This is a genomic window from Butyrivibrio sp. MC2021, from assembly GCF_000621605.1.
Lineage (GTDB): Bacteria > Bacillota > Clostridia > Lachnospirales > Lachnospiraceae > Butyrivibrio.
Window position 1 is genome coordinate 249,928 of record NZ_JHXX01000002.1, and the last position, 17,344, is coordinate 267,271.

Below are 17,344 nucleotides of genomic sequence, written 5' to 3' on the forward strand. Positions count from 1 at the left end.
CGCTGTGTCAGGTCTATTTTTATGTCATAATAGATAAATGGTACCCGGCGTGGTACTCGGTACAATAAGCTGAGATAACAAATGGCTTAAATAAAGCATTTTTAGAAGGAGATACATAAAAAATGAAACTAGGAATCGTAGGTTTACCAAACGTAGGTAAGTCAACACTTTTTAATTCACTTACAAACGCAGGAGCGCTGGCAGCGAACTATCCTTTCGCTACAATCGACCCCAACGTGGGCGTTGTTGCAGTGCCGGACAAGAGACTGAAGCTCTTAGGAGACCTTTATAATTCAAAGAAGGTTACTCCCGCAACAATAGAATTCGTTGATATCGCAGGACTTGTTAAGGGCGCATCCAAGGGTGAGGGCCTCGGAAACCAGTTCCTGGCTAACATCCGTGAGACAGATGCTATCGTGCATGTTGTCAGATGCTTCGATGATCCTAACGTTGTTCACGTTGACGGATCCGTTGATCCTGCAAGAGATATAGAGACCATCAACCTGGAGCTTATTTTTGCTGATCTTGAGGTTCTTGAGAGAAGAATCGCCAAGGTTTCTAAGCTTGCCCGCATGGACAAGAATGCTGCAAAAGAGCTTGAGATCCTTGAGAGAATCAAGGCTACCCTTGAAGATAACAAGATGGCAAGAGAGCTTGAAGTAGAAGATCCTGAGGAGAAGGCCTTTGTTAACAGCCTTGACCTCCTTACCTGGAAGCCTGTTATCTATGCGGCTAACGTTATGGATGACGACCTTGCAGATGACGGCGCTTCCAATAAATATGTAGCAGCTGTAAGAGAGCTGGCTTCAAAGTCAGGCAGCGAGGTATTCGTTATCAGCGCTCAGATCGAGGCTGAGATCTCTGAGCTTGATGAGGAAGAGAAGGCAGAGTTCCTTGAGAGCCTTGGCCTTACAGAGTCAGGCCTTGATAAGCTCATCGCAGCCAGCTACAAGACTCTTGGACTTATGAGCTTCCTTACATCAGGAGAGGATGAGACAAGAGCATGGACCATCAAGATCGGAACCAAGGCACCTCAGGCAGCAGGCAAGATCCACACTGACTTTGAGAGAGGCTTCATCAAGGCTGAGGTTATCAATTATGAAGATCTTCTTCGCGAGGGCTCCATTGCGGCAGCAAAGGAGAAGGGCCTTGTGCGTATGGAAGGAAAAGAGTACGTGGTTCAGGACGGCGATGTTATCCTGTTCAGATTCAACGTTTGATGATTGGAGGAGCTTATGCCGGATATAATGGGGCAGATGGATATCGCTTTTCCCAATATAGGTATCTATCTGAAAAATGTTCCGAAGAGTTTTGAGGTTTTTGGTATTTCCATTGCCATGTACGGCGTGATAATCGGTCTTGGATTTTTCCTGGCCCTGCTTCTCATCTCCAAGATGGCGAAGGTGACAGGCCAGAATTCCGAAGATTACTGGGATGTGGCGATATATATCATTGTTTTTTCTATCATAGGAGCAAGACTTTATTACGTGTTCTTCTCCTGGGATTATTACAAGGATAATCCGATCAGTATCCTGTACCTTAGAAACGGCGGCCTGGCTATTTACGGCGGCGTTATGGCAGGATTTCTTACCTTATTTATTTACACCAGGATAAAAAAGAAGAGTTTCCTTCTTTTTGGTGACACCATAATGTACGGTCTGATCCTTGGTCAGATCCTCGGAAGATGGGGCAACTTCACCAACAGAGAGGCCTTCGGTGAGTACACCAACGGACTTCTGGCCATGAGACTTCCTGTGGAGGCCATCCGAAGCCATGAGATCACAGAGCTTATGAAGGCCAATATGATAGAAGGAACCAACTTCGTTCAGGTTAGTCCCACATTCCTTTATGAGAGTTTGTGGAACCTGTGTGTTCTTATATTAATGCTTATCTATTGCAAGCATAAAAAGTTCGACGGCGAGAACGTCCTTCTTTATCTGGGAGGATACGGTCTTGGAAGAGCATGGATCGAGGGGCTGAGAACTGATCAGCTCATCATGCACACTACAGGACTTCCTGTTTCACAGATGCTGGCCATCTGCCTGGTGGTATTTGCGGTTGTCACTGATGTGATCGTGAGACTTAGAATGCGGAAAACTAAGCCGGAAGAATAAAAGTTTTATAAAATACTGTAATTAAAAACTATATATAGTATTAAACAATTAAGCCTTGGCACATTTTGTGTCGGGCTTTTTTTATTCCCCAAATCCGCAAAAAAATCAGTAATAACCTACGAAAAAGAGGTTGTTATATAAAAAAAATTCCTTTATAATGAATCTAGGTGGTAAAAAGTGTCAAAAAGTGGTTAAAAGTGGTAGAAAAGTGGTAAATTAAGTGGGAACAGCATTTAAAGGCGAATACAGTCATTCCATAGACGCCAAGGGAAGACTCATAATTCCTGCCAAATTCCGCGAGATCCTTGGTGAACAGTTTGTGGTGACCAAGGGCTTTGACGGATGTCTTTTTGTGTTCGCTCAGGATGGCTGGGAGAAGTTTGAAGAGAAGCTTCAGGCCCTCCCCATGGATAAGCCGGAAGCCAGAATGCTGGGACGTTTCTTTATCGCCGGAGCCATTGACGCTGAGGTTGACAAGCAGGGAAGAATCCTGATTCCGGCCAATCTTCTGCAGCACGCAGGTATAGAGAAGGATGCGGTCATCGCCGGTGTCGGCAACAGAGCCGAGATCTGGAGCAAGGCTGAGTGGGAGAAGGCTAGTACCTTCGAGGATATCAACGGTATCGCAGCTAAGATGTCTGAGTACGGTCTGAGCATCTAAGATTAGGAGAGCAATGGAATTCAAACATTATTCGGTGCTTCTTAATGAGTGCCTGGACAATCTGAATATCAAGCCTTACGGAATTTACCTGGACGGAACCCTTGGTGGGGCGGGACATTCCTATCACATAGCTGAGAGGCTCACAGAGGGCGGACACCTCTATGGAACAGATCAGGACGAGGATGCCATCGCAGCAGCCACCGCAAGACTTGAACCCTTTAAGGACAGAGTCACCATTATCCGTGACAACTACGAGAACGCAGTGGTGAGACTCAAGAATCTCGGAGTCACCGGAGTTGACGGAATACTTTTAGACCTTGGAGTATCATCCTACCAGCTGGACAACGCTGAGAGAGGATTTACTTATAAAGAAGATGTACCTCTTGATATGAGAATGGACCAGAGACAGCCCCTTACAGCAAGGGATATCGTCAATGAATACTCAGAGACAGAGATTTTTCACATCATCAGAGACTACGGTGAGGACAAATTCGCCAAGAACATAGCCAAACACATCTGCATCGAGAGACAGAAGGCACCTATCGAGACAACATTTCAGCTCAATGACATAATCAAGGCTGCCATACCTGCCAAGATGAGAGAGAAGGGCGGACATCCATCCAAGAGAACCTATCAGGCCATCAGGATAGCCCTTAACAGAGAACTGGATGTACTTCAGAATTCCCTGGACGGCTTCGTGGATTTCCTTAATCCCGGCGGAAGGCTCTGTGTTATTACCTTCCATTCCCTGGAGGACAGGATTACCAAGAACAACTTCAGGAAAAATGAGAATCCCTGCACCTGCCCGCCTGACTTCCCGGTATGTGTGTGCGGCAAGAAATCCCAGGGCAAGGTCATCACCAGGAAGCCCATACTGCCCAGCGAAGAAGAGCTTGAGCAGAACAAGAGATCTCAGAGCGCCAAGCTCAGAGTTTTCGAAAAGATATCTGATAAATAATTTTTGATTTTACTGACATTGGAAAAGGAGGATGAACATGGCAAATACAGCTTATGTACGCGGAAATACCGTAAGAAAAGAATATGAGCCTTCCCGCAGACCAAGACACGTCCATGTTCAGGAGCCTCAAAGAATAAAGAAAAGACGCCATCATATGTCTCTTGGCACTCTTTTTTACATGACTCTGGCCGTGGTTCTTGTGGTTGTTGCCCTGGCATGGTATATCACTCTGCAGGCTCAGGTCAAGAACGCCAGCAAGAACATAGCTACTTTGGAGAGTCAGCTCAACACACTGAAGCAGGAGAATGATGAGGCCTACAACAGAGCCAACGGTAATATAGATCTGGATGAGGTCAAGAGGATTGCCATTCAGGAATACGGCATGACTTATGCCACAGAGGGCCAGATCATTACTTACTCAGATGGTGGCGGCAATGATTATGTAAGACAGGTTGCTCCAATTCCGGAAGTCGACGGTTAAGGTTGTCACGAAACAAAATTGGACTATAATATAATAGGTGCGATTTTTGGAAGGAAGTATTGTGTTATAAATGAAACAACGTAGAACTGCGAAAAAACAGAAGTTTACTATAGGAATGAAGAAAAAGCTGCTGGTACTATTCACATTGGTACTAGTGGCTTTCGTTGGATTAGGGGTCAGGCTCATCCTCATTACCAAGAATAACGGTGAGGAGTATGAGAGGCAGGTGCTGTCACAGCAGCAGTACGACTCCACGAGCCTTCCTTTCAGAAGAGGCGAGATTTTGGATGCCAACAATACAATTCTTGCTTACAGTGAGAAAGTTTACAATGTGGTTCTGGATGCCAAGCTCCTGCTTAGGGATGAAAAGTATCTGGATCCCACCATCAAGGCGCTGGTAACCCATTTTGGTCTGGATGCGGGGGATATCAGGCAGTACATCAGTGATCATCCCAGTTCCCAGTATTATGTTCTTGCCAAGAAGCTTCCTTACGATCAGATCAGTGCTTTTCAGGAGATGATAACTCCCGGATCTGATTCCTATGATGCCAATATTCAGGGCGTCTGGTTTGAATCCGGTTATATCAGAAAATATCCCAACGGTTCGCTTGCCTGCGACATCATTGGATTTACCTCCAGCGACAATTCAGGTATGTACGGCCTTGAGGAGTATTACAACGATACCCTCAGCGGAACCATGGGCCGTGAATACGGTTATCTCGATGAGGATTCCAACCTTGAGAGAACCACCATTCCCGCCACAGACGGAGATAACATCGTTACAACCATAGACGGTAACCTCCAGTCCATTGTGGAGAAGCATTTAAAAGAGTTCAATGATACCTACAAGAACAATGCCCGCTTCGGCAACGGAGCCAACAACGTGGGCTGCGTCATAATGGATGTTCATTCCGGCGAAGTGCTTGCCATGGCTAGTTATCCCAATTTTGACCTGAACAATCCCAGAGATGCCACATCCCTTATCGGAATGCCGGCGGTGGATGAGAAGGGTAACAAGATCAAGGGCGAATCGGTTATGGATTCCGGCGTCTATATCACGGAGGAGATGCTGGAGAGCTTTTCCGACGAGCAGCTTTATCAGAATTACAACGCTCTTTGGAAGAACTTCTGCATTGCGGATACCTACGAGCCCGGTTCGGTTGCCAAGCCTTTTACCGTGGCAACGGGACTGGAGAGCGGATCCATCACGGGAAACGAGGTTTACAACTGTACCGGTAAGCTTGAGGTGGGTGGCTGGCCCATTAAGTGTCATAACGTATACGGTGACGGATATGTTTCCGTTGAGAGAGGTATTGAGATCTCTTGTAACGTGGCAATGATGTACATCGCCCAGGCCATCGGAACCAACACTTTTACCAAGTTCCAGAAGGACTTTGGCTTTGGACTTAAGACCAATATCGACCTGGCCGGAGAGGCAAGAACAGAGGGCCTTACCTACAGTGCTTCCAATATGACCTCGGCGGATCTTGCCACCAACTCCTTTGGACAGGGCTTTAACGTTGATATGATCGAGATGATCACCAGCTTCTGCTCTTTGATCAACGGTGGCTACTACTATGAGCCCCATGTGGTTAAAAGGATTGTTTCAAGCAGCGGCTCCACCATTAAGACTATTGAACCAAGAGTGCTGAGACAGACAGTATCTGCCAGCACTTCCGAGAAAATAATCCAGTATTGTAACCAGGTTGTGGCAGGACCGGAGGGTACCGGTAAGACTGCAAGACCTGCAGGCTATATGATCGGCGGCAAGACCGGAACAGCCCAGACTCTTCCCCGTAAGAACGGCCAGTATGTTGTATCCTTCATGGGATATGCCCCTGCCAACGATCCTCAGATAGCTATCTATGTGGTTGTAGACAGACCTAACGTAACCTATCAGCCTGACGCCAAGTACGCCACCAGAATCGTAAGGGCAGTACTTACAGAGGCGCTTCCATATCTTAACTATCCTATGACAGAGACTCTTTCAGAGAAGGAGCAGCAGGAACTTCAGCAGCTCCGTGAGCAGATGGTTACAACCGCCACTGTGGAGGATGTCAACGGCGAGGAAGGACAGGAAGGCCAGGCCGAGGGAGAAGAAGCCACCGGTGAGAATGCTGAAGGCACCGAAGAGGCTGCAGCAGAAGAAGAGAAGACTAATGACGGACCTCGATCCTCCATCTGGGAGACCTTTGACAGGGATCCTTCAACGGGGTACTATGTGGATCCCAGCACAGGCGCTCTTATCATACCTGACAGCGGTATGGTAATAGGCGGAGATGATCTTCCTGATTTCGGTGAAGGCGTGCCGGAGAGCACGGATAACACAGGAACTACTGAGGGCAATGGCCCGTAATACATATTTTGTTTTATGAGAGGGAAAAGAAGTGAGTGATTATTTTTTAAGAACACTGGTACCGGTATTTGTATCATTTTTTGTAGCTGTATTGACAGGACCTATGATAATAAGTGCCCTGCACAAGCTTAAATTCGGACAGACCGTAAGGGAAGAGGGGCTTGAATCCCACAAAAAGAAGACGGGAACCCCCACCATGGGCGGAGTTATCTTTCTTTTGCCCTTCCTTATTATAGGAATCATCTATGCTGCCAGCCATAAAGAGGTAATTCCGGTGCTGATACTTACCTTTGGATTCGGAATCATCGGATTTATCGATGACTATATCAAGGTTGTTAAAAAGCACAATCTTGGCCTTAGAGCCTGGCAGAAGATAGTGGGACAGTTCGTGATAACCCTTATCTTTGCCCTTTATGTTGAGAAGTTTACAGACCTTTCACTGGCTATGAAGGTTCCTTTTACAGACATCAATCTTGATTTCGGTATCTGGAATATTCCAATCCTGTTCTTTATTGCTCTTGGAACCGCCAACGGAACCAATTTTACAGACGGTGTTGACGGCCTTTGTGCATCAGTTACCGCTGTTGTTGCCGGATTTTTTGCCATTGCAGCCATGCACTATCAGGCTACAGGAGCTGAGGTTATGTCCTGCGCTATGCTGGGTGGCCTCTTAGGCTATCTTGTTTACAACGTTTATCCCGGCAAGGTAATGATGGGAGATACAGGATCCCTTGCCATCGGCGGCTTTGTCACAGGTATCGCTTATGTAATGCATATGCCTATTTTTATCGTAATCGTAGGCTTCATCTATGCATTTGAGGTTATATCCGTAATCCTTCAGGTTTCATATTTCAAGCTTACCGGAGGAAAGAGAATCTTCAGAATGGCTCCTATTCATCACCATTTCGAGAAGGGTGGCTGGTCTGAGACCAAGGTTGTCAATGTATTTACAACAATTACAATTCTGCTTTGCCTTCTGGCTTACGCAGGACTTTGATGAATCATATTTTTATCAGAAACAGAGGAATGAGAAATGAAAGCAGAACTTAAGGGTAAAAAAGTACTTGTAATAGGCTCGGGACTTTCCGGCGTGGGCTCAGTAAGGCTCCTTAATCAGGTGGGAGCAAAGCCTGTGGTGCTGGAAGAGAACACCAAGGTTACCAAGGAAGATATAGTGAACAAGCTTCATGAAGAGGACAGAGACAAGACTGAGATCATCGTGGGAACTATCTCCGACGAGGATCTTCAGGACGTGGTACTGACAGTGCCTTCACCGGCTGTGCCCCTTGATTCACCTACCGTTATGAGGATCAAAGAAAAGAACATCCCCATCTGGAGCGAGATTGAGCTGGCCTACAGCTTTTCCAAGGGCAAGTTTGTGGCTATCACAGGAACCAACGGCAAGACCACAACCACAACTCTTGTGGGGGATATCATGAAGGCTCACTTCGGAAAGGTATATGTTGTTGGCAATATCGGTGTTTCTTTTGCCGAGAGCGCCCTTGAGATGACTGATGACACAGTGACAGTGGGAGAGATCAGTTCCTTCCAGCTGGAGGCTGTGGACAATTTCCATGCCAATGTTTCTGCAATCCTCAATGTGACACCGGATCATCTGAACCGCCATCATACCATGGAGTGTTATGCTCAGATGAAGGAGAATGTCACTCACAACGAGACAAAAGAGGACACCTGCGTCCTTAACTATGATAACGAATACACCAGGGATTTCGGCGAAAACAGATGCCCTGCCAAAGTAGTCTTTTTCTCAACAAAGGAAAAGCTCAATGACGGCTTCTACCTTGAGGGAGAAGACATCGTGATGGCCACCGCCGGCAATCCCATGAAGATAATGAACATCCACGACATGAATCTCGTGGGAATGTGCAACGTTGAGAACGTTATGGCAGCTATCGCCATGAGCCTTGCCATGGGTGTGCCTCTTTCCACAGTTCTGGAGGTTATAAGAGGCTTCAAGGCTGTTGAGCACAGAATTGAGTTCGTTGCCACCAAGGGCGGCGTTGACTACTACAACGATTCCAAGGGAACCAACCCTGATGCGGCTATCCAGGGCATCAAGGCCATGTCCAAGCCCACCATTCTCATCGGAGGCGGCTATGACAAGGGCAATGAATACGACGAGTGGATCGAGAACTTCGGAGACAAGGTCAAGCTCCTTGTTCTTATCGGCCAAACCAGAGAAAAAATCGCAGAGTGCGCTTCAAAGCACGGCTTTACGGATTATGTGTTCAAGGATACCTATGAGGAGGCGCTTCAGTTCTGCACAGAGTCAGCAGAGCCCGGTGATGCGGTACTTCTTTCACCTGCCTGCGCCAGCTGGGATATGTTCCCTAACTATGAGACCAGGGGAAAAAGATTTAAAGAGTATGTAAATAAACTTTCTGATTGAAATTGAAAAGGTTTGTAAGGGGTTAGTTTTGGATAGATTAAGAGCACTTAGAAGAGAAAGAGGAGAATCCTATATTGATTACAGCATGATATTCATCATTCTGTTTCTTTTGGCTTTTGGGCTTGTTATGCTGTATTCCACCAGTTCCTATGAGGCCAATCTGGACTTTGAGGATTCAGCCTATTATTTCAGGCATCAGCTTATACCCACCCTTATTGGGCTTGGAGGTATGCTGGTTCTGTCATATTTTCCCTACAGATTTTATAAGAATCTGTCGCTGATCATCTATTTTTCGGCGCTGGGAATCCTGTTGGCGCTTATTCCTTTCGGCAAGGTCATCAACGGTGCCAAGCGTTGGCTCATTATTGCGGGATTTTCCGTGCAGCCTGCAGAGATCTGCAAGATTGCGGTTATCATTTTTTCAGCGACTATCATATCCAAACTGCAAAAGAATCTTCTGACCCCCAAGGGCATGGCAGTAGCTCTGGTTCCGACCTTTCTTATGGCTGTTCTTGTGTACAAGATCACAGAGAATCTCAGTTCCGGTATTATCATCATCGGAATCGTGGGACTGATGCTGTTTATCTCAACTCCCAACTATAAGCCCTATATCATTCTGGCGTTGGGTGTTTTGGGCTTTGCGGCGGGACTTGTCTATTTCATTGCCAATTCTGCCAACTCAGAGATGGGCTTCAGATCAGAGAGAATCCTGGCCTGGCTTGATCCCACAGCTCATGCTTCAGGCAAGGGCTTCCAGACATTGCAGGCTCTCTATGCCATCGGCTCCGGCGGCGTATTCGGCAAGGGCCTTGGAGAGAGTATGCAGAAAATGGGCTTTATTCCCGAGGCTCAGAACGATATGATCTTCTCAATCATCTGTGAGGAACTGGGGCTTTTCGGAGCAATTGCGGTTATGCTCATGTTCCTTATCCTTATCTGGAGACTTATGGTTATTGCCAATAATGCTCCGGATATGTTCGGCGCTCTTTTGGTAATCGGCGTTATGGCCCATATTTCTATTCAGGTCATCCTGAATATCGCAGTTGTAACCAACACACTGCCCAACACGGGAATCACCCTTCCCTTTATCAGCTACGGCGGTTCTGCTGTTATCATGCAGCTGGCGGAGATGGGAATTGCTCTCAATGTCGCCAGAAATATAGGAAGAGCGGACTGAGATGGCAAAGAGACGTAGAAAAAAGAGATTTAATATAAAATATTTTTTTGAGGATGTGGCGGACTTTTTTCTCAGAAGAAAGAGTCTTGTCATCATCCTGTCGATACTGGTTGTACTGTTTCTGGCCGGCGTTATAGCCCTTAAGTATATCTCGGACAATTATACCGTCACCAATGTCTATGTCACCGGCAACAGCCATTACTCCAACGAGGAGATAATGGCAATGGTGATGGATGGACAGTTTGGCCACAACAGCGTATATCTGTCCCTTAAGTACAGAGACAAGAGTATTGAGGACGTTCCCTTTATCCAGAAAATGAGCGTGGAGATCCTTTCTCCCGATACCATCAGGATAAATGTATATGAAAAGGCCATTGCGGGGTACATTCAGTATCTGGGAAGGTACATGTACTTCGACAGGGACGGAATAGTGGTGGAGAGCTCACTGGAGTCTTCCGACGACGTTCCGCTGGTTTTGGGACTTTCCTTTGACCACGTTATCATCCATGAGAAGCTGCCCGTTGAAAATGAGAACATATTTGCTGAAATTCTGGACATTACCAAACTTTTATCAAAATATGATCTCCATGCGGAAAAGATATTTTTTGACAGCGAATATGATGTCTATCTCTACTTTGGAGGCGTCGAAGTCAGCCTGGGCACCAGGGATTATATTGATGAGAAAATTATACAACTTCAGTATATATTGCCCAGCCTCGAGGGGAAAAATGGAATACTTGAGATGAAAGATTATGACGAAGACACCACAAATATCACTTTTGAAGAGAAAACTAGATAAATTGTCGGTCAAGAACTAAAAATTTCGTAAAAAAAAATGGGTTGATTATTAAAAAAAAAAATCGTATCATAGCTATTAGGAGTCTATGAGGTTTATGAAGGAGGAGTAGCTTTGCTGGAGATTAAGTCAAATGAGGCGGAATTCGCTTGTAAGATCATCGTCGTTGGGGTAGGCGGCGCAGGCAATAACGCTGTTAATAGAATGGTTGATGAGAACATTACCGGTGTAGAATTTATCGGTATCAATACAGATAAGCAGGCACTTCAGCTCTGCAAGGCACCCAAGCTTTTGCAGATCGGTGAGAAGCTTACCAAGGGACTTGGCGCTGGAGCTAAGCCTGAGGTTGGTCAGAAGGCTGCTGAGGAGAGCGCAGAGGAGATTTCTGCTGCAATCAAGGGTGCGGACATGGTATTCGTTACCTGCGGTATGGGTGGCGGAACAGGTACCGGTGCAGCTCCTGTCGTAGCTAAACTTGCCAAGGATATGGGTATTCTTACAGTCGGTGTTGTAACCAAGCCTTTCAATTTTGAGGCTCGTGTTCGTATGCAGAACGCTTTGATGGGTATCCAGAATATTAAGAATAATGTTGATACACTTATCGTTATCCCTAATGATAAGCTTCTTCAGATAGTTGACAGACGTACAACAATGCCTGATGCCCTTAAGAAGGCTGATGAGGTTCTTCAGCAGGCAGTTCAGGGAATCACTGATCTTATCAATGTTCCCGCTATTATCAATCTGGACTTCGCAGATGTTCAGACTGTTATGAAGGACAAGGGTATCGCTCATATCGGTATCGGTAGCGGAAAGGGCGATGACAAGGCACAGGAAGCTGTTAAGATGGCTGTAGAGAGCCCGCTTCTTGAGACCAAGATCAATGGCGCAACCCACGTACTGATCAACATTTCAGGAGATATCTCCCTGACAGATGCTCAGGAGGCTTCTGATTACGTAAGAGAACTTGCCGGAGATGATGTTAACGTTATCTTTGGTTCCACATATGATGAGAACAAGACTGATACATGTACTATCACTGTTATCGCAACAGGTATCGAGGACAAGGCCAATGCAGCTCCACAGCCTGCAGTAGCTAAGCCTGCACCTCAGCCCGTAGTACAGCCTGTAGTAGCACCTACAATGCAGTTCAATCAGCAGGTTGTTACACCTATTACACCTGTACAGCCTTCAGTTTCTCCTATCGGAGCAACAGCAGAGCAGGTAGCTAGACCTGCAGCAGGAATGACAATCAACAGACCTTCTGAGATCAGAAGCACTGTAGAACCCAAGTCACTTAAGATTCCTGATTTCCTTCAGAGGAAGTAATTAAGCGGATTTCGAGCCCTTCACCTTTGGTGAGGGGCTTTTCTTCTGCCTTTTTTGAGCCTGTTCGATATTTTGTGTAGAAAAGCCCGACAAAACATGATACAATAATTTGTGGAACAAACCTGTTTTCGTACTATATAAAGTGTATATATTTTATGAGGATATGGAGGGAATAGTATGAAGTGCCCATTTTGTGGTAAAGATGACACAAGAGTTATCGATTCAAGACCTGCAGATGAAAATACATCAATCAGAAGAAGACGAGTTTGCGATTCTTGTGGAAAGAGATTCACTACCTACGAGAAGGTTGAGACTATTCCTCTTATTGTTATAAAGAAGGGCGATGTCCGCGAACCCTACGACAGAGCCAAGATTGAGGCCGGTGTCTTCAGAGCATGCCACAAGCGCCCTGTCAGCGCCGAGCAGATCACCAAACTGGTGGATTCCGTTGAGACGGAAGTATTCAATATGGAGCAGAAGGAGATTCCAAGCCGTGCCATCGGTGAGATAGTTATGGACAAGATGAAGAATCTGGATCCTGTAGCCTATGTCCGTTTTGCTTCTGTTTATCGGGAATTCAAGGATGTCAACACCTTCATGGACGAGCTCAAGTCCGTGCTTCGTAAGGAGGCTGACGGTACTATAACCGATTCAACTGATAAGAATACTCCTTTACTTAAAAAGGAAAACTAAATTGACGAAATAATGCCGCAGCTTTGGGTTATTCAAAAAATGCCCGAAATGCGGCATTTTTTTCGCCTTGACAATTCTTTGACAAAGCCGTATATTGAACCATGTAAATGGTCTTGCCAAAGGCCATGAATAGAAAGAGGAGGAAGATTTGAACATGATCAAAAGAAGTTTTGGCAGAAAGGTTGGCTGCTCACTTCTGACGGTTGTGCTCACAACACTGACTATTGCATTGAGCGGCTGCTCAAGCGACAAGGCAGGAGATTCCGCTAAGGTAGAGGAGAACACTACTGATACAGTAGTTACAGATGCACCTGCAAGCACAGATGCACCTGCAAGCACTGATACCGCGGAGGATCTTTCTAAGCTTATCGTAGGAATACCTCAGGACATTGACGGTCTTGACCCTCACACATCAACAGGGGCAGGAACTAGAGAGGTACAATTTAATATTTTCGAAGGACTTGTTAAGCCCGACGAGAACGGTAATCTTAACCCTGCTGTAGCCAGCGAGTACACAATTTCAGATGACAGCACAGTTTACACATTCACACTGAGAGATGGAGTCAAGTTCCACGACGGAAGCGATGTTACAGTAGAGGATATCAAATATTCTTTAGACCGAGTTAAGGGTGAGGACGGCGAAGAGCCCCTTGTTAAGACCTTTGCTAAGGTTGACAGTGTTAACATTGTTGATGACAAGCACGTGGAGGTTGTACTCAAGGAAGCTGATTCTGACTTTATAACTCAGCTCACAGTTGCCATTTTACCTGCATCCAACGCAGATCCGGCAACCAATCCTATAGGAACAGGACCATACAAGTATGTTTCCAGCTCACCTCAGGAGAACATCATCGTAACAAGATTTGATGATTATTGGGGAGAGAAGGCGTATATCAAGGACGTTGTTTACAAGATCGAGTCCAATGCAGATGCCATTGTTATGGATCTCGAGGCAGGTTCCATCGATATGTTCTGCCGTATCACAACAACTCAGGCAGCACAGCTTTCAGACAAGTTCCAGGTATATGAGGGAACAACCAATGCGGTACAGGCTATGTACCTCAACAATGCTGTTAAGCCTTTTGACGATGTAAGAGTACGCCAGGCTCTCTGCTATGCAATTGACCCTGCTGAGATCATGGGCTTTGTATCAGACGGTCTTGGAAAAGAAGTAGGAAGCGCTATGTTCCCCGGCTTTACCAAGTACTTTATGCCTGAGCTCAACGATACCTACAATCAGGATATCGACAAGGCTAAGGAGCTTCTTGCAGAGGCAGGATATCCCGATGGTTTCGAGTTCACCATCACAGTTCCTTCCAACTACACTCAGCATGTAGATACTGCACAGGTTATTTCAGAGGAGCTCAAGGCTGTAGGCGTTACAGCCAACATCCAGGAGATCGAGTGGAACTCATGGGTAAGCGATGTTTACACCGGAAGACAGTTCGAGGCAACTGTAGTCAGCGTTGATGCATCAACACTTTCAGCAACAGCTATGCTTTCAAGATATGTATCCGATGCAAGCAAGAACTTTGTTAATTTCAACAGCCCTGAATTCGACGCTGCTTATGCCAAGGCTGAGTCTTCAACAGATGATGCTGAGAAGACTGCTGCTTACAAGGAGTGCCTCACAATCCTTTCAGAAGAGGCTGCCAGCGTTTATATCGAGGACCTTCCTCAGCTTGTTGCACTTAACAAGAAATTTACAGGATATACCTATTATCCTCTTTATGTACAGGACATCGCCAAGATCAGACCTGCACAGTAAAAATTTAGCAATACTATAAATTCTAATAGCGGGGAATACGCGTATGAGATATATCATTAAAAAGTTTTTTATGATGATTTTAACCCTAATTGTGGTGTCCATATGCGTATTCCTCGCTTTTAATGTTATACCGGGAGATCCGGTGGTAAGACTTCTGGGTCTGGAGGCTACCCCTGAGCTGGTGGAACAGACAAGACAGCGCATGGGACTTAACGACCCTCTTATTGTCAGATATGGCAGATGGTTCTTTGCCTTTTTACAGGGGGATTTCGGTACCTCCTACAGTTATAGCGTCCCTGTGGCAGGGATGATCGCCAACAAGATTCCCATCACACTTACTCTGGGACTTATGGCATTTTTCTTTACAGTAGTTGTTTCTATACCCCTGGGAATCACAACAGCCAAGCATGAAAACGGTGTTCTTGACAGGATCATCACCGTATTTAATCAGATCATTATGGCCTGCCCGCCATTTTTCTCAGGTATCCTTATAACCTTTGTGTTTGGAATGATCCTGAGGGTATTTACACCGGGAGGCTTTGTTTCATATAAAGACGACTTGGGCGGTTTTGTCCGCTATCTTATTTTCCCTGCCGTGGCCATTTCTTTACCCAAGACAGCCATGACGGTGAAACTCCTTAGGGGAAGCCTTATTGATGAGGCTGCTAAGGACTATACCAGAACAGCCTACAGCAGAGGCAACAACACCAACGGCGTTCTTTACAGACACGTTCTTAAAAATGCCATGATCCCGGTCATTACCTTCCTGGGAATGGCCCTTGCAGATATGGTTGCGGGAAGCCTTGTAATAGAGCAGGTTTTCAGTATTCCCGGAATCAGCAGGATACTTCTTACAAGTATCAGTAACAGAGATTATCCCGTGGTGGAAGCCATTATCATGGGCATAGCCACGATTGTAATAGTAATTAACCTTTTTGTTGATATCATTTACAGAATTATTGATCCCAGAATTGAGGCGCAGGACTGATGAAGGATATTTCATTTAAAAAGATAATAAAGGATCCGTATCTTGTGTGCGGACTTGTGATCACAGGAATCATCCTTCTTATGATCATTGTGGGATGTTTCTGGATGCCCTATGAACCCACCAAGATGAATGCTGCGGAGAAGCTCCAGGGCATCTCCTGGAAGCATATTATGGGAACCGACAACATGGGAAGGGATGTCTTCAGTCGCGTTATGTACGGAAGCAGAGTGACTCTTCTCATTGCCATAGGCACCGTTATCATCGGCTGCGGCGTGGGAACCGTTATCGGCGCCGTTACAGGCTATTACGGCGGCATGTTTGATGAGATCACCATGAGGATCATCGATGCGCTTTTTGCCTTTCCCAGTATTCTTCTGGCTTTGGTTATCGTCAGCGTATTCGGTGTGGGCTGGGGTCAGCTCATCATTTCCCTGGGAATTGCCTTTGTGCCCAGCTTTTCCAGAATTGTAAGAGCTGAGGTCCTTCGCTGCAAGAACATGGATTATATCGCCCATGCAAGGCTCCAGGGCGTTTCAAACCTTAGAATGATATTTGTCCATATCCTTCCAAATATGAAGGGGGTTATGGCTTCTTCAATACTTATCGGCTTTAACAACGCAGTTCTGGCTGAGGCGGGACTTAGCTATCTGGGTGTGGGCTCACAGCCCCCTCACGCAAGCCTTGGAAAGATGCTTTCCGACGCCCAGCAGTACATGTTCACAACTCCAAGCTATGTGCTCTGTCCCGGTACGGTGATAGTTCTTATGGTTCTTGGATTCGCATTTTTAGGGGAGGGAATCAGAAGATGGAAATAATCCTTGATGTAACCGATCTTCATATTGAATTCCATGATCACGCCCTTCCTGAGACCGCTGTTGAGGACTTTGACCTGATGCTGGGAAAGGGTGAGATAGTCGGTATCGTAGGAGAGTCCGGCTCCGGCAAAAGCATGAGTGCCCTGGCTATAGCAGGTCTTTTATCTAGACATCAGATAAAAAAGACGGGACGTATCATGTTCGACGGCAACGACCTTCTGACCTGCGACAGAAAGACCCTGAGGGGCTATCAGGGAGATGAGATCTCCATTATTTTCCAGGAGCCCATGACCAGCCTTAATCCGGTTAAAAGAATAGGCTGGCAGGTAGAGGAGCCCCTTCTTATCCATCATCCTGAGATAGATAAAAAGGAGCGAAAAAAGAGGGCCATAGAGATGCTAAAGAGCGTCGGCCTTGAAAATGCCGAGGATGTCTATTACATGTATCCCCATGAGCTTTCCGGCGGTATGAGACAGAGAGTCATGATCGCCTCCGCTATGATAGGAAATCCTCAGATACTGATCGCGGACGAGCCCACCACAGCCCTTGACGTTACAGTTCAGGCCCAGATCGTGGAGCTTCTTAAGAAGCTTAATAAGGAAATGGGAACCTCCATCATATTTATTTCCCATGACCTCAGCCTTGTGAGCCAGCTCTGTGAGAGGGTTATAGTAATGCAGAAGGGCAGGATCGTTGAGACCGGCAAGACCTCCCAGGTTTTCTCAAGACCCATGGATACCTACACCAAGAAGCTCATCGCAGCAATCCCCAAGATTGACCTTGGAAACTGATAACAGAGAA

The 17,344-nt window shown here is 46.1% G+C and carries 16 protein-coding genes; all 16 read left to right on the forward strand.

The window, feature by feature from the left end; genetic code table 11:
* The first annotated feature begins 122 nt into the window (after positions 1 to 122).
* The 16 genes from ychF to T359_RS19635 all read left to right on the forward strand — a co-directional run bounded on the left by ychF (position 123) and on the right by T359_RS19635 (position 17,334).
* Positions 123 to 1,220, forward strand: coding sequence for a redox-regulated ATPase YchF (gene ychF, locus T359_RS0107035; RefSeq protein ID WP_026516859.1), 1,098 nt, complete (start codon positions 123 to 125; stop codon positions 1,218 to 1,220).
* 15 nt (positions 1,221 to 1,235) lie between these two features.
* On the forward strand, positions 1,236 to 2,114 hold the full coding sequence (gene lgt / locus T359_RS0107040; RefSeq protein WP_026516860.1) for a prolipoprotein diacylglyceryl transferase: 879 nt from the start codon (positions 1,236 to 1,238) through the stop codon (positions 2,112 to 2,114).
* 220 nt (positions 2,115 to 2,334) lie between these two features.
* Positions 2,335 to 2,775 (forward strand): division/cell wall cluster transcriptional repressor MraZ, encoded by a 441-nt coding sequence (gene mraZ, locus T359_RS0107045; protein ID WP_026516861.1) that lies wholly within the window; start codon positions 2,335 to 2,337, stop codon positions 2,773 to 2,775.
* Between the two features lie 13 nt (positions 2,776 to 2,788).
* Positions 2,789 to 3,733, forward strand: a complete 945-nt coding sequence (gene rsmH, locus T359_RS0107050; protein WP_026516862.1) for a 16S rRNA (cytosine(1402)-N(4))-methyltransferase RsmH — start codon at positions 2,789 to 2,791, stop codon at positions 3,731 to 3,733.
* Positions 3,734 to 3,770: 37 nt separating this feature from the next.
* The gene (locus tag T359_RS0107055; RefSeq protein ID WP_026516863.1) at positions 3,771 to 4,214 is read left to right on the forward strand and encodes a hypothetical protein; all 444 of its coding nucleotides are present in this window, start codon (positions 3,771 to 3,773) and stop codon (positions 4,212 to 4,214) included.
* Positions 4,215 to 4,284: 70 nt separating this feature from the next.
* Positions 4,285 to 6,570: a peptidoglycan D,D-transpeptidase FtsI family protein gene (locus T359_RS19625; RefSeq protein ID WP_051545062.1), complete on the forward strand. Its 2,286-nt coding sequence runs from the start codon at positions 4,285 to 4,287 to the stop codon at positions 6,568 to 6,570.
* Positions 6,571 to 6,601: 31 nt separating this feature from the next.
* Complete coding sequence (gene mraY, locus T359_RS0107065) at positions 6,602 to 7,567, forward strand: phospho-N-acetylmuramoyl-pentapeptide-transferase (RefSeq protein ID WP_026516864.1); 966 nt, start codon at positions 6,602 to 6,604, stop codon at positions 7,565 to 7,567.
* Positions 7,568 to 7,603: 36 nt separating this feature from the next.
* Positions 7,604 to 8,980 carry a UDP-N-acetylmuramoyl-L-alanine--D-glutamate ligase gene (gene murD, locus T359_RS0107070; protein WP_026516865.1) on the forward strand — a complete coding sequence of 459 codons (1,377 nt, stop codon included), beginning with the start codon at positions 7,604 to 7,606 and terminating at the stop codon, positions 8,978 to 8,980.
* A 28-nt stretch (positions 8,981 to 9,008) separates the two neighbouring features.
* Complete coding sequence (locus tag T359_RS0107075) at positions 9,009 to 10,157, forward strand: FtsW/RodA/SpoVE family cell cycle protein (RefSeq protein ID WP_026516866.1); 1,149 nt, start codon at positions 9,009 to 9,011, stop codon at positions 10,155 to 10,157.
* Between the two features lies 1 nt (position 10,158).
* Positions 10,159 to 10,956 (forward strand): cell division protein FtsQ/DivIB, encoded by a 798-nt coding sequence (locus tag T359_RS0107080; protein WP_051545065.1) that lies wholly within the window; start codon positions 10,159 to 10,161, stop codon positions 10,954 to 10,956.
* 111 nt (positions 10,957 to 11,067) lie between these two features.
* Positions 11,068 to 12,279 carry a cell division protein FtsZ gene (ftsZ, locus tag T359_RS0107085; protein WP_026516868.1) on the forward strand — a complete coding sequence of 404 codons (1,212 nt, stop codon included), beginning with the start codon at positions 11,068 to 11,070 and terminating at the stop codon, positions 12,277 to 12,279.
* Between the two features lie 177 nt (positions 12,280 to 12,456).
* The gene (gene nrdR / locus T359_RS19630) at positions 12,457 to 12,972 is read left to right on the forward strand and encodes a transcriptional regulator NrdR (RefSeq protein WP_035783910.1); all 516 of its coding nucleotides are present in this window, start codon (positions 12,457 to 12,459) and stop codon (positions 12,970 to 12,972) included.
* Positions 12,973 to 13,126: 154 nt separating this feature from the next.
* Positions 13,127 to 14,740, forward strand: coding sequence for an ABC transporter substrate-binding protein (locus tag T359_RS0107095; RefSeq protein WP_026516869.1), 1,614 nt, complete (start codon positions 13,127 to 13,129; stop codon positions 14,738 to 14,740).
* Positions 14,741 to 14,783: 43 nt separating this feature from the next.
* A complete protein-coding gene (locus T359_RS0107100; RefSeq protein ID WP_026516870.1) occupies positions 14,784 to 15,728 on the forward strand; it encodes an ABC transporter permease in 945 nt (314 codons plus the stop codon).
* On the forward strand, positions 15,728 to 16,543 hold the full coding sequence (locus T359_RS0107105) for an ABC transporter permease (protein ID WP_026516871.1): 816 nt from the start codon (positions 15,728 to 15,730) through the stop codon (positions 16,541 to 16,543). Before T359_RS0107100 ends, T359_RS0107105 begins: the two co-directional genes overlap by 1 nt.
* Positions 16,534 to 17,334, forward strand: a complete 801-nt coding sequence (locus tag T359_RS19635; protein ID WP_051545067.1) for an ABC transporter ATP-binding protein — start codon at positions 16,534 to 16,536, stop codon at positions 17,332 to 17,334. The genes T359_RS0107105 and T359_RS19635 overlap by 10 nt, the downstream gene beginning before the upstream one ends.
* Positions 17,335 to 17,344 lie beyond the last annotated feature (10 nt).

Coding starts and splice junctions, on each gene's coding strand:
- murD (WP_026516865.1), top strand. CDS start 7,604: ATGAAAGCAGAACTTAAGGGTAAAAAAGTACTTGTAATAGGCTCGGGA.
- nrdR (WP_035783910.1), top strand. CDS start 12,457: ATGAAGTGCCCATTTTGTGGTAAAGATGACACAAGAGTTATCGATTCA.
- T359_RS19625 (WP_051545062.1), top strand. CDS start 4,285: ATGAAACAACGTAGAACTGCGAAAAAACAGAAGTTTACTATAGGAATG.
- T359_RS0107100 (WP_026516870.1), top strand. CDS start 14,784: ATGAGATATATCATTAAAAAGTTTTTTATGATGATTTTAACCCTAATT.
- T359_RS19635 (WP_051545067.1), top strand. CDS start 16,534: ATGGAAATAATCCTTGATGTAACCGATCTTCATATTGAATTCCATGAT.
- rsmH (WP_026516862.1), top strand. CDS start 2,789: ATGGAATTCAAACATTATTCGGTGCTTCTTAATGAGTGCCTGGACAAT.
- T359_RS0107080 (WP_051545065.1), top strand. CDS start 10,159: ATGGCAAAGAGACGTAGAAAAAAGAGATTTAATATAAAATATTTTTTT.
- ychF (WP_026516859.1), top strand. CDS start 123: ATGAAACTAGGAATCGTAGGTTTACCAAACGTAGGTAAGTCAACACTT.
- T359_RS0107095 (WP_026516869.1), top strand. CDS start 13,127: ATGATCAAAAGAAGTTTTGGCAGAAAGGTTGGCTGCTCACTTCTGACG.
- lgt (WP_026516860.1), top strand. CDS start 1,236: ATGCCGGATATAATGGGGCAGATGGATATCGCTTTTCCCAATATAGGT.
- T359_RS0107055 (WP_026516863.1), top strand. CDS start 3,771: ATGGCAAATACAGCTTATGTACGCGGAAATACCGTAAGAAAAGAATAT.
- T359_RS0107105 (WP_026516871.1), top strand. CDS start 15,728: ATGAAGGATATTTCATTTAAAAAGATAATAAAGGATCCGTATCTTGTG.